This window comes from Enteroscipio rubneri, from assembly GCF_002899715.1.
Taxonomy (GTDB): Bacteria; Actinomycetota; Coriobacteriia; order Coriobacteriales; family Eggerthellaceae; genus Enteroscipio; species Enteroscipio rubneri.
The window spans coordinates 1-14,525 of the sequence record NZ_PPEK01000016.1 but is presented as its reverse complement, the minus strand read 5'-3'; the positions used below and the strand labels follow the sequence as shown (position 1 = coordinate 14,525).

Below are 14,525 nucleotides of genomic sequence, written 5' to 3'. Positions count from 1 at the left end.
AACCCATGACGCCGCCGACAGACGTATTGCCGGTGATTTTGCCCGTATTGGAGCAGCTGATAACGTTGGAGTCGCCGCTTCCTCCGGTGATACCGCCAATGCGTTCGCCGGCACCCACGACCTCCGCCGCGTTCGAGCAGTTTTCGATGAAAAGATCACTCGGGTTGCCCGCAATGGCACCCACCTGGCTTCCACCCTGCACGTAGCTCTTGCTGCCGATGAGCGTGTTTTTGATGGTGCCATTTACTCCGTAGCCGTTTGCTCCGTCGCCAAACAGGCCTTGGTTGTTTGCCGTGCTGTTGATGTAGAGGTGGTCGATGGTGTAGCCCTGGCCATCGAAGTTGGCGTTGCTCTGGTTGATGGGCACCCAGTCCAGCACGTCTGCGTACTTCTCGGCCGCGGTGGTTTTGGACTCGTCCGCCGCGCCGCCGTAGGCTGCGCCCAGAAGGTCGATATCCGCGCCCAGGCTGGCGCAGGCTTCGCCGTAGGTGATAGGCACTACAGTGCCGTCCCATTCGGTGTTCGTGCCCGCGGTCGCCTCGAACGTCGGGTCGTCTACGCCGGGAGCCGGCGTGTTGGAAATGCCGTTGCCACCCTGAGTGTTCACCTGGTTGGCGAACCAGGCAAGAGCCTCGGGGGTGGACAGGACGTAGGGGTTCGCTTCGGAGCCTGCGCCTGAAAGCGCCTTGAGCCCGCTTACGCCCGGCACGTCCGTGGCGCGGAGCGTGGCCTCGTTCTGCGCGGCACCTACCGCCGCCCAGGAGTCGATGGCGCCGTCGCCCAAGTACACCTTGAAGTCGTAGGCGCTGCCGTCATTCGGCACCGTGTAGGGGCTGGTTATCGAGGTGCCGGTAGCGGTATCCAGATGGTAGGACGAGTAGCCGGCGGGCAGCGCCAGCTTCGAGTCGTCGTTCACGTAGGCATACGTATCGGCCAGAGGAGACGGAGCCACGAATGTTGCGCGGCCAACCGTTGTGGTGCCGTCCTCGGGTCTGCCGTACAGCGGCAGCGGATCGCCGGTGGTTTGCAACTCGCCGGTGGACGCGTCGCGGGCGATGTGCTGGCGCCACGTACCGCTGTCCTCCAGGTTATCAGGATCGAACACGCCACTGTAAGAGGCGACGGCGTTGAGCATCCAGGCCACCTCGCCCGAGGCGAACTGGGCAGTGCTCTTGGCCACAGTGCCCACCGTAGCGTCGGCGGGGGCGACGGTGGAGTCGTAGAAGATATTGCCGCACCGAGCGCTTGCGGGGCACGGGGTTCCGAAGGCTCCCGCAGCCTTCCCGTCGTCGGCTGCAACCGAACCGGTGTTGAAGCAGTTGGCGAAGGCGGCTTGTGCGCTTCCGCCCACGCTTGCCACGCCGTCGCGCACGGCGCCCACCAGGCCGCCAGCAGACGACGCCGCCTGCACGCTGCCCGTGTTGAAGCACTCGTTCACCGTAACCGTGGTAGATCCGCACAGGCCAATCAGAGCGCCCGCGTTTGCGCCATTCGCGCTCACATCCGCCGCGTTGGAGCAGCCCCGCAGAATGAGCGAGCCGGGCACGCTCTCGCCCACGAGGGCGCCCACGTTGCCGATCGCGGTCGTTGAACCGCTGTCAGCGCCCACGTAGCCGCTGGTTATGTTTACGTACGTGAGCGAGGCGTTGCCCACGTAGCCGAACAGGCCGGCGTTGTTCACGGTGCCGTCTGCGCGATCAGTCCGAACGCGCAGGTGATCGATCGCAACATACCCCATGACATCGCCGGTAAAGGGATGATCCCGATCGGCGCCGATGGACGACCACGCGAGGGCGTTTTGGTGCTGCACCTGCTGGGTGGCGCCAGGCGTCGCATCCAGCGAGCCGCCGTAGGGTGCGCCCGTCAGGTCGAGAGCGGTAGTGCTTCCCACCGTTCCCAGCGCAATGTACGCGCCGGCGTACGGGGTGGAGGTGGTGGGGATGTTCTCGGTCGGCGCGGTGTTCGCCTTATAGGCGAACCACGCGAAGGCCTCGGGGGTGGTAAACTTGAGGGCTTTGGCACTCGCAGAACCGGCACCGGTGGAGGTGTCGGGCTTGAAGTTCAGCGGCGTGCCGTCCGCTGGGTCGGCATAGGGCATGAGCGCGTTGTCCAGCTCGCCAGCAACGATGAACGTATCCACCCACGCGCCCACGTCAGCCCAGGTGTCGGCAGCCTGCAGGGAGGCCGCCGCGTTGCCGGAGGCATCGGTCGCATCGATGGCGCAGAGCACCGGGTAGCCGTTGTTCTCGAGCGTACCCGCAGACGCGTCGCCGGTGGCTTGGCGCCAGACGGTCATGTTTGCGACATTGGTCTCGATGGTTTCGTTGATCATGCCATCGTTGTTGGTCGCTGTTTTCAGCCGGTTCAGCTGGTAAGCCGCGCCCCAGCTCTTGAGCGTCTCGGTCGAGACACCCTCCGCACGGCCGTGGGCGTCGGCGTCCTCTCTGCCCCCGGTGACGGGTGCAGCCGCACCGGCGGGCGTGGAGGCGTCCTTGTCGTAGAGGCAGTTGTAGCTTGCACTGACGTAGCTTGCGATGGCGGATGGTTTGGCGGCCTTGATGGGACCCGCGTTGTAACAGCTCTCGAAATAGCCGCTCGGGCCGACCGCAATGCCGGAGGCGAAGCCGTCTGCGGCGGTTGCCGTGATAGCACCGGTGTTGGAGGAGCTGTAGACAGCGCAGTCTCCCGTAGCGACAATACCTGCGGCATAATCGTTACTCGTAACGTTACCCGTGTTTGTGCAGCCAGAAGGGTCACCGCTGTCGCTGAACCCCGCGATACCGGCGGCACCTTGGCCTTCAGCCACGATTTCGCCCGCATTGGAGCAGTTGACAGCATCGGTGTTATACGTGTATCCCATAATGGCGCCCACGTTGTTGTTGCCGTGTACGTAGCTCGCGCTGCCGACAGACGTGTTTCGTACGAACGAGTAGTCGCCGGAAACGGGATCCGAGTAACCGAATAGACCCTGGTTGTCTTTCGTAGGAGCATTGATGTACAGGTGGTCGATTGTGTGACCCAAGCCATCGAAGTGGGGGGTTTCCTGTTCGATGGGCGTCCAGTCCAGCACGTTCGCGTACTTGTCGACCGACGTGGCGCCGGCCGCGTTCACGCTGCCGCCATAGGCCGCACCCGTCAGGTCGATATTGGCGCCCAGGTTGGCATAGGCGGAGTCGTAGGTGATACCGGCGGGCGCCGCGACGAACGTCGGGTCTTCCACGCCCTTCGTGTTGGTGATGGCGGCGGCGTGCAGGGTGTTCGCCTTGTTGGCAAACCACGCCAGCGCCTCGGGGCTTGAAAGGACGTAGGGGTATTCCTTGGAGCCGGAGCCTGAGAGCGCCTTGAGGCCGGTCGCCTCATCCACCACCCTTGAGCGCAGCGCAGCCTCGTCTTGCGCGGCACCCACGTCTGTCCAGGAGGTAATGCTCAGTGTGGCATACACGGACAGGTCTTCCGTAGCCAGCGTGACGGGAGAGGTGAGCTTGTTGGCATCAACCGCATCGGCCGACGAAGTGCCCTTGTAGTAGTTCGGGATGGTACCCGTTGAAATAACAGGAAGCTTCAGCGTGGTGTTGGTGTTGCTGTACGTAGTAATGCCGGTAGCACCAGGGAACGCGGTGGTGTCGAACACCACATTCATGCGGTACACCGTCGGATGCAGCGTGGCATCGCGCAGCACCGGCAGCGGATCGCTCAGCGGCGCAGGTTCCGGTTCGTTGGTAATTGCATTGCGCGTTATTTTCTGACCCCAGGCGTTGCTGTGCGAGCCGTCCGCATTGGCGCCCGTGTCCAGCTCCCAGGTCACCTGGCCGGAAGCGAACTGGTCGGCCGTGCGCGCCGCCTTGCCGTCTACCAGGTCGGTAGCAGTGTCGGCCAGGTAGTAGTTGTTGCGAGACGAGCTGCTCACACCGATGCCGCTCGCGTTGACCCCGCTGACGGAACCCACGTTGTAGCAGCTCTCGATAGAGCCGGCACTGTTTTGCCACATGCCGACTATGCCGCCGACGGCACTGTCGGGCGCCGTGCTAGTGGCCGTGATGGAGCCAGTGTTAAAGCAGTTCGAGAAATTCCCGGGGCCTCCGCCGGCAATGCCGCCAGCGGACATTGCGCAGGTAACAGTGCCGGTGTTGGAGCAACCGGTCGTGACGCTGCTGCGGATGCTCGCACCGAAAATGCCGCCGGCGTATACGGAACCGCTCTTGACCTCGGCTGCATTCGAGCAGTTAACGAAGCTGGTGATGCCCGTTCGCCCGACGAGACCCCCCACGTAGCCGTTGCCGTACACGTAGCTCTTGCTGCCGATGGATGCGTTCTCCAGTTTGCCGTCGTTCACAACCCCGAACAGACCCTGGTTGCTCTTCTCAGGTGCGTTGATGTAGAGGTGGTCGATCACGAAGTTCGCGCCGTTGAAATTCGGGGTATTCTGCTTGATGGGCACCCAGTCCAGCACGTTTGCGTACTTTTCAGCCGCGGTGGCATTGGACTCGTCCGCCGCGCCGCCGTAGTTCTTGCCCTCAAGGTCGATGTTTGCACCGAGCTTGGTGTAGGCATTCTTGTAAGCGGCGGTGCTTCCAGAGATAACCTCGTCGGGCGTGTTATTGGCCATGTAGGCGAACCACGCCAGCGCCTCGGGGCTGGAAAGCTCGATGGCAAGATCGGCCGTGGTGCCGTTGTTGGTGGCGAGGTTGGGCTTGAACTTATCCGAGCTGCCGGCTTGCGTGGGGTCGAAGTTCTCAACCCAGGCGCCCACGTCGAACCAGTCGGTGGCCTTCTGCATGGAGGCTGCCGCGTTGCCGTCAGCATCGGTTAGGTTGAAACCGATGGGCACCGGGTAGCCCTTGTTTTCCAGCGTGCCTGCGGCTTCGTCGCCCGTGGCCTGGCGCCATGCGGTCATGCCGGCCACGTTGCCGTTTTGCGAGCCGCCCGCAGCGCCGCCGTTTAGCTGGTAGGCCGCGCCCCAGGTTTTCAACGCCGCGGTAGAGACAGCCTGCGCCACGCCATACGCGTCAGATTTGCCGTAAGCTGCAACAGTGACTGGCTTGGAAGCTTCTTTGTCGTAGAAACAGTTGGTGAGGACGAAGCTTCCCTGCGACGCAATAGCACCCGCCCTCGCGGCACTGACCGATCCTGCGTTGAGGCAGTTCTTGACAGCTGGTGAAGTAATCCCTCGTCCAATGATGCCACCTGCAAAGTACGTACTCGACGTAACGGTACCGATATTGGAGCAATTCGAAATTGACGCACCAGAACAGGTACCAACGATACCACCGGCGAAACCCCTCATAGTAGTAGCAACCGTCTTCGAAACGGTGCCCGTATTGGAACAGCCGGCGATACTACCCGGAGCATAGATTTGTCCCGCGATTCCACCGACACCACCCATGGACGAGCTATCGGAGTTCACAACTTCGGCCGCATTGGTGCAATTGGTAATGGTGAGCGAACCACCGCTGCCCACGAGGGCACCGACAAAGCTTATACCTTGCACGTAGCTCGCACTGCCGATGGACGTGTTCCGAATGAACGAGACCTCGGTGTCAGTTTTGCGCGCACTGCCGAACAGACCCTGGTTTTCTGCATTGCTGTTCATGTAAAGATGGTCGACAGTGTGACCCTTACCATCAAAGCGGGGGTAATACTGGTCAATAGGTATCCACTTGAGCACGTTCGCGTACTTGTCGGCCGCGGTGGTTTGGGTCTCGTCGGCCAATCCGCCGTAGGGCTTGCCCTCCAGGTCGATATTCGCACCCAGCTGCACATAGGCATAGTCGTACGTGAGACCAGGAAGCGTGCCATCGGAGTTGACGATGTTGGTTCTGCTGTGCTGGTTCACCTTGTAGGCGTACCATGCAAGCGCTTCGGGGGTGGAAATGACATACGGGTCCGCCTCGGAGCCGGAACCCGACAGCGCATAGCCGTTGTTGGAACCGACAACCGCCGTGGTACGCAGCGTGGCTTCATCCTGTCCGGCACCCACAGCCTCCCAGGTACCGATACCTTCCATGTACACACTGAAGTCGCCGGTGCCAGCAGCAATTGCATAGGGGTTGGTTATGGTGGTGCCCGTGGAGGAATTCAGATGGTAGGCCGTATAGCCTCTCGGCAGCGCTATCCTTGTGCCCTCATTCGCGTAGGCATACGTGTTGTCGAAAGGTGCAGGAATCATGAACGCCGCGCGCACGAGCTTCCCCGTGCGATCGGACTCATCCAGCACCGGGTTCGGTTCGCCGCCCTGGAATTCGCCGGTAGACGGGGTGCGTACGAGATACTGATTCCACAAAGCGCGGTCGGCAGAGGCATTCACATCGAGCACGCCTTCGGTGTTGGCGGCGTTGAGCAGCCACGCCACCTCGCCCGAGCCGAACTCGTCGGAGGTTTTTGCGATAGCCCCATCGTCTTTCGCACCATTTGTGGTGGGCGTTGTGGTGGAGCTGTAGTAGCAGTTGGACACGGTAAGATCGTTGGTTCCCGAGCGTCCTACTATGCCGTGAACATCGTTTGTGGAGGTGCTTGTTATCGCGCCCGTGCTGTAGCAGTTGGCAATCAAGAACGAGCCGGTAACGTCTTCCTCAATTGATCCCAGCACACCACCGGCACGCGCTTCGGCTGTCACATATCCGGTACTATAGCTGTCGACGATGCGAAGCGAGTTGCCCCCCATGTAGCCCAGCAGACCACCAGCAGCGCGGTTTTCAGCAGTAATGGTGCCATACTTATTGCTGCACCGTTCCATGACGATACCTGCCGTGTCGCCCTCCACGTTCGCTACCAAGCCGCCGGCAAAGAAGCCCGCCGAGCTGATATCGGCACTGTTGTTGCAATCGGTTATTGTGAGCGTGGAGCCATCCAGAACCTGTCCCACGAAGGAGGCTGCTCCGCTATTCGTTTCCGTGGTAGCCACGAAACCGCTTTCCACCGACAAACCCGAAAACTTCGCATTCCCCACAACGCTGAACAGAGCTGCATTTTCGGCAGCTTGGGAAATGGTCAGGTGGCTGATGGAGGTTCTTGCTGTACGCGTACCGGTACCTGCGAACGTGCCGGTGAAGGGGTTGGCGGCGCTGCCCATAGGCACCCATTTGAGGGCGTTTTGGTGCTTCTCCTCTGGGGTGATGCCCGTCGTCGTGTCCAGCGAGCCGCCGTAGGACACGCCCGTCAGGTCGATGTTCGCCGTCAGCTTCACGTTCGCGTTGGCGTATGTGGTGGAACCGGAAATGGTTTCACTTGGCGTGGTATTCAGTTTGTAGGCGTACCACGCGAAAGCCTCGGGGTTGGTCAGTTGGATGGCCAAGTCCTCGGTCGTGCCGTTGTTGGTGGCGAGGTTGGGCTTGTAGCCCAAAGGCTCGCCCGCCGTGGCGCCGGGTACGCGCTGGTCGGCCTTTTCGTCGACGGTGACGAACACGTCAACCCAGTTGCCCACCTGAGACCAGTCGGCCGCCTTCTGCAGGGAGGCTGCCGCGTTGCCGGAGGCGTCGGTGCCGTCGAGCGCGACGAGCACCGGGTAGCCGCTGTTTTCCAGTGTGCCCGCGCCCGCGTCGCCCGTGGCCTGGCGCCACGTGGTCATGTTCGCGAGGTCGGTCACGGAAGCATAGTCGAGCGTGCCGCTGTCGTTGAGCGTTGTCGCAACCCGGCTGAGCTGGTAGGCCGCACCCCAGCTCTTGAGCACGTCGGTGGTAACGCTCTCCACCTTGCCGGGGGCGTCGGAATTAGCGCCGAACCCGACGGTGGCCGGCTTGGAGACTTCCCCATCGTAGAGGCAGTTATAGCATTGCGCACCGCCGCGGGTGACGACGGCGCCCGAATTAGCGTCGCCGCTGACAGATCCCGCGTTGTAGCAGCTTACGAGTTTCCCGTACGTTCCGCCGGCGACGCCACCGGCGTTGCCGGCACTCGCGGTGACGGTGCCGATGTTGGAGCAGTTCGACAAGTGGGCATAGCCGACGCCGTAGACGCCGCCGACGCTCGTAACGGCGCTGATGGCACCCGAGTTGGAGCAGCCGATGATTTTGCTTTCGTTGGTCCAGCCCACGATGCCGCCGACCGTGCCGACCGAGCTCTCACCCTTGACCTCGGCCGCGTTGGCGCAGTTGATGAAGTTGGTGTTGCCCGTACTCGTAGATCCAGCGATGGCGCCGGTGCCCTGGCCGCCGCACACGTAGCTCTTGCTTCCGACAGACACGTTCTGCACGTACGTGTTCTGACCCGCGGCGTACACTTTGCCGAACAGACCCTGATTATCCTTGTCGGGAGCATTGATGTACAGGTGGTCGATCGTGTGGCCTAAGCCGTCGAAGTGGGGGGCGTTCTGATCCATGGGCACCCAGTCGAGCACGTTCGCGTACTTGTCGGCCGACGTGGCACCGGCGTCGTTCACCGTGCCGCCGTACGCCTCACCCAGCAGGTCGATGTCGGCGCCAAGCTCTGCGTACGCAGACGAATAGGTAAGGGCTTCTGCGGCACCGGTCGTGTCTACCTGCGTCGGCGCGGCAACAAAAGTCGGGTCGTCCACGCCGGAAGCTGCCGCGTTGTTGATGGCGAGCAGGCTTTGGGTGTTCACCTTGTTAGCGAACCATGCCAGCGCCTCGGGGGTGGATATGACGTAGGGGTGTTCCTTGGAGCCGGAGCCGGAGAGCGCCTTGAGGCCGGTTGCGCCCGGCACGTCAGTGGCGCGCAGCGTGGCTTCGTCCTGCAGGGAGCCGATGCCTGCCCAAGAATCGGTTTCGCCGGTGTACACTTCGAAATCGCCCGTACCAACAGCAATGGTGTAGGGGCTGGTTATTGTGGTGCCACCCGTGGATCCCAGGTGGTAAACCGAGTAGCCGGCCGGCAGCGCCATTTTCGAGTTCTCGTTCGCATAGGCGTACGTGGTAGTGGCCAGCGGCGCGGGTGACACAAACGTTGCCCGTACCAGTTTGGGAACGGTTACCGACGCGCCCAACAGCGGTGCCGGATCGCCGTAGGGTTGCAGCAGACCCGTTGTCGCATGGCGCGTGACACTCTGGTGCCACGCGGTGCGGTTGGCAGAGGTGGCGGGATTAAGCACACCGTCTGCGTTTGCGGCGTTCAGCTTCCAGGTTACCTCGCCAGAGAGGAACTCAGCGGCGGTTTTGGGTATGGCCGAACCGGCGTCGCCCACCGCGCCGGGAGTGGCGGTGGAGCTGTAGTAGCAGTTGCTTATTTTAAGAACGCCATCGGATGCCGTGTTGAGTCCCACAATACCGCCGATCTCGGCTGTGTTTGTGGATGTGATCGCGACCGCGCCAGTGCTGTAGCAGTTGGCGATGAGCAGCGAATCGCCTGCGGAATAGTTATCCGGCACTTGTCCCAACACACCGCCGCTGCCGAAGTCGCACGTCACGCTTCCTGTATTGAAGCAGTCGGCGATACGCAGAGAACCGCCCCCGAAATAGCCCAGCAAGCCACCGGCATTGTAACTCGAAGCTATGTTGCCCGTGTTGCCGCAGCGTTCCATGACGAGTCCGCTGTTCCGGTCGTCATCCACCCACGCGACCAGGCCGCCGGCATTCTCATCACCGGTGACGACATCGGCTGCGTTGCGACAATCGGTCATCGTGAGCGTGTATCCACTTGGAACCTGCCCCACGAGGGCGGCTGCATTGTAACCCGATCCTGTAGTGGCCACGAAGCCGCTGCCGATGGAAATACCCGTAAGATGCGCATTCCCGACTGAGCAGAACAATCCCGCGCCGCTAAGACTCTGCAAAATGGAGAGGTGCTCGATCGTGGTCCCCGTAGCCGTGAACGTGCCGAAGAAGTAATTGCCGGGTGCATTTATAGGCACCCACTTCAGCACGTCTCGGTGCTGCTCCTCTTGGGTGGCGGCACCGGTGTTGAGCGAGCCTCCGTAGAGTTCGCCCGTGAGGTCGATGGTGCCCGACGGCGCGTCCAGCTTCACGTATGCATTGGCGTACGTGGTGGAGCCGGAGGTGATTTCCGTTGGATTCGTATTGAGCTTATAGCCGTACCATGCCAGCGCCTCGGGGGTGGTCAGCGTGATAGGAGTGGCAGCCGCAGTGCCGTTGTTGGTGGACAGGTTGGGCTTGAGTTTGGTGGAGCCGTCGGCGGCCGTGGGGTCGAACAGCGCTACCCACTCGCCCACCTGACTCCAATTGGTTGCTTTCTGCATGGTGGTGGTCGGTGTGGTGCCGTCCTGTTCGACGCCCGCACCGCTCGCCGAGATAAGCACCGGGTAACCGTCGTTTTCGCCAGCTGAGGCCATGCGCCAGGTGGTCATGCCCGACACGTCGCCCTTTTTGGACGAGTCGCCGCCTGTGGCGCCGCCATTCAGCTGGTAGGGTACAGACCAACCCTTCATCTGGTCGGCGGTGAGAGCAACTTCGCCCGCATGCGGCGTCAAGCCTTCGATGTTGACATACGCGCTATCGGTCACGGTGATCCACGAGGCATCACCATTTGCGACACCGCTGCGCAGCGCGATTCCCGACGCGGCGGTCAAGGTGCCCGTGCTGTAGCACCTGTTGATTTTCACGACGTGACCACTGTTGCCGTTGTTGCCACGGGCGAATATGCCGCCAGCTCCACCACCCTCAGAGGTGCTGGTGGCACCACCCTTGCCGCTCATGTTGCCGCGGTTGTAGCAATCATTGATAGTAAGCGTGCCGTTGCTGTGCGCACTTGCCACGATGCCGCCAGCCTCGACCGAGCCAGTTGTGGCCGTTGAAAAGGCTGTAGCGTCACCATAGTTGGCGCACCGCTCAATCGTCAGGTTGCCTGTACTGGCCTCGCCGACGAAGCCACCCACGTAGCGATCGCCCGAAAGGGTCACGTTGGACGTGCAATCCTGGATGGTGGCGGTAGCCGTGGCACTACTTGCTTCAACGAAGCCAACGATGGAGCCGACGTAGGATTGAGCGCTGATACATCCGCTATCCATGTTCAGGTTCTTCACCGTGGAAGCGTTCAAGCTTTCGAACAGACCTTGCTTGTTGGTCGTGTTGGAAATGTAGAGGTTCGATATCGCGTGACCCTGGCCGTCGAAGGTGCCGGCGGCGTAGTTCTTGATGGGCGTCCATTGCAAGCAGTTCGCGAACTGCTCGGCCGGCGTGGCGGCCGATGGGTTCACGCTGCCGCCGTACGTGGTGCCCGTGAGGTCGAGGTCGGCAGTCAGCTTGAGGGACACGTTCTTCCACGTGGCGGCGTTGGCCGCCAACGCAGCCTGGAACCAGGCCAGCTGCTCGGGCGTGGAGATGAGCAACGTGTTGGACGAATCTTTCTGTACCTTGGGAACCGTGATGGTGGATGAGCCGGTTGCCAGGGGGTTGGCGAGACCGGTGTCGATGGTGGCCGATGCGGCGGTTAGGTCGGCCTGTTTCGCGTAAATGGCCGCGCCCACTGCGCCCCAGTTGGCGTACGCCGAGCTTGAGCTGGCCGCTTTAATGCGCGGTATGGGATAGCCGTTGTGGCCGGCCGGGTCGCTCTTCCATTCGTAGACATCGGAGATCATCTGACCATTGGGAACTTCGTAATGGCTCGAATATATGTCCTCTTTATTGAGGCGGCAGAGTTCACCAATCTGCGCGTTCGCGTTGGTGGCAAGCGTAGTCGACTTCATATCCGTCGCCGACAGCGGAACCATGAAGCCCCCGGTCTGATTGCCATTTATGACTTCCTGAGGATTCGGAAGCACTTCCTGGTCATAGTAACTCAGTATGTTGTCGTTCGCGCTTCCATCGTTATCGATGCACGAGTCGTCATTCGTCGAAAACGCGTACGGCTGCGCATCATATCCACCGGAGCACAAACCCACCCGGCCGCCGCTGTAGGAGGCCGTAAAGAAACCAGTGCCGCCCTGATTGCCGCCCATTATGCCCGCGACAGAATCCGCGCCGTCCACGGCGATGGATCCGACGTTGGCACAGGCGGCCAACCGGTACGTCTCACGGTCGACGACGTCTTCGTACACGTATCCCACGATACCGCCGGCGGACGAGCCGTCCGCAACGGTGCCCGCGGCGAACGCTACATCGCCGAAGTTGGCATTCATGTAGGACTGTCCGGCTCCGGCGTCGGCACCGATGATGCCGCCGATAGAAGAGATTTTTCCGGTGCCTGGCTGGTTCGCCGTCACGTTCGCGTCGTTGATGCACCCGAGGCTCATGGTGAAATAGGTGTAGCCTGCGATGCCGCCGGCGATGGCGTTCTGGGCGGCGCCGTTGCGCACCACCACGTCCACACCCGCGTTTTTGCAGTTAGCGATGGTTGCGTCCATGCCGAGAACGCCGGCGAAGGCACCCGCGTAGATATCGCCTTGCGGGCTCTCAGCCAGCACGACTCCCGACTCCAGCGTGAGGTCGCGCAGGTACGAATCGTGTGCGAGGCAGCCGAACAGGCCGGCAGCCCAGGGAAGATTGCCGGTAACCGCGTTGTCAACGTTGTTGACCAGCGCCGTTGCTTTCATGTTGCGAATGCTGTTGCCCTGGCCCGTGAAGGTACCGATGTATCCCTTATTTTCAGGGATTTCCGGTGCGGCTGCACCATAGTATTTGCCAATAGGCACCCAGGTGAGAGCATTTTGATAGCGCTCTTCGGAGGTCGACGCGCCCGCGGCAACCTGGCCGCCATAGCGAGTGCCGGCCAGGTCGATGCTGCTTGTGAGCTTGGCGGACGCCCGCTGCTCTTTCACGTTCGTGATGTAGCCAATCCACGCAAGCGCCTCGGGGGAATCTACGAGGTAGGGGTTCGCATCGGTGCCGTCGCCCGTGGGTTTTATAGGTTGGCCACTGGCGGTGTTGGGATTGAAGGATTCCACCCATTCGCCCACGTCTTGCCAGTCGGTTGCTTTGGTCATGGTTTCGCCTGCGGTGCAGAGCACGGGGTAGCCGTTGTTTGTGGGAGCGGTTGCGTCATCCATGCGCCAGGTGGTCATGCTGGTTATGGCGCCGTCGCCTGACGTGCCGCCGGTGAGACCGCCGTTCATCTGGTAGGCCGCGCCCCAGGTTTTCAACTGGTCGGAGGTGAGGGAGGTGCCTTTGTCGTCGGTCGCCGTGCTGGAATAGTAGCAGTTGATGAACGTAGAGGAGGAAGAGGGCTTGTTGATGATCGCCTTGGTGGCGCTGCCAACGAAGTAGCAGTTTTCCATTGCCACCGTGTTGTTCGCGCGACCTACGAGCCCGCCGGTACCAGCATCGGTTCCCCCTGACGTAATAGTTGCGTTCGCGAAGGAGTTCTTGATGGTGCCGCCTCCGGCGTGGATATCGCCCACAAGGCCACCTGTCATGCCGTGGGTGCCGGCATCAACGATATGGATTGTCGCCGACACCACGCCGCACGATTCCACGGTGGCGCCAAGCAGCTGGCTGGCAACGGCACCGACGGTGCCGTACATCTCGCTGCCGGTGGCGAAGGTGGAGTTGATGTCCACGTTACTGAGCAGCACGTTTTTCACCACGCCGCCCGTGCCCACGAAGCCGAACAGGCCAATGCCTGCTCCGAAGACGAAATTCTGGTGCATGGTCATGTTGTCGATAGTGTAGCTCTTGCCGTCGAAGGTGCCCGAATAGTCTTCGGCAGCAGCACCGTGACCCATGGACACGATGGGTGTCCAGTTGAGCGGCGCGGCATCGGTGCCGCCCCAGTCGGTGCCGGTGAGGTCGATGTCTGCGGTGAGGACTGCCGAGAGCTGGCGGTTCTGCTTGGAGGCATCGATGGAGGACGTCTGCATCTTGCGAGACGTGCCCTCGTTCAGATAGGTGAACAGCGCCAACTGTTCGGCCGTGCCAATTTGCAGGCCGCCTGCGCTGGCGTCGTAGGTGGGAAGAACGACGTCCTTGGCCGTGCCGTCTGCCTTGATGACGGAGACGGTTTCGCCGGAGGCCAAGCCCTTGCCAGCCGCGGTGGCGGCGTTGGCGATAGCCTCGCCCACATCTCCCCAGTCGGCATAGGTGGGGTTGGCCAGTGGTGCCGCCTCGCCGGACGCGATGCGGATGGACAGCGGCATAGCGCCCTCGGCCAGCTCGTAGCCTTGCGGGAGCTTCGCGGTGAAGGTGGCACCTTCTGTTGCGACGGTTTGCTGATCGTAGTCGGCGCTTTCCCAGGAGACGTCGAGCGTCATGGCAGTGCCTTCGAGGGTGAGCGGGCCCGCCGACAGGGCGCGCCCCGTGTCCAGGATGGAGCGCTCGGGGGTGGTGTCGACGGCGTCGCCGGAGAGGGAGGGCTCGGGGGACGCGGCACCCTCGTCGGGGGACGCGGCGTTGGCGGCGGCCTCGTCGGAGGATGCGCTCTCGTCGGCTCCGCCTTGGGCGGCACCGTTGGCCGGCTCGGCGGCCAGCGTGACCACGACCTGCTTGGGCAGCAGGGCAGCTGCGGCCTCTTCGGCGCTCATGTCCGCAAGCGGCGCGAGGCTTGCCAGCGCGAGCTGTCTTCCGGAGCCGTCTGCGGCGTCGGTCACGTAGAGGGAGTAGTCGTAGGACTCCTGGCCGGGCACGTCCCATGAGGACACCTGCTTGGCGGGGGCCGTATCTGAGGGGGTGGGCTCGGCGTCGGGG

Annotated in this window: 1 protein-coding gene (running past one end of the window); it reads right to left on the bottom strand. The window is 62.2% G+C overall.

Annotated elements, in window-relative coordinates:
- A protein-coding gene (locus C2L71_RS12055) for a M26 family metallopeptidase (RefSeq protein WP_204600484.1) crosses the window boundary here: on the bottom strand, nt 1–14,479 show its start. 33,140 nt of this gene lie to the left of the window's left edge; 14,479 of the gene's 47,619 nt are visible here — the first part of the coding sequence; the start codon lies at nt 14,477–14,479; the stop codon falls past the left edge of the window.
- Between the last annotated feature and the right edge of the window lie 46 nt (nt 14,480–14,525).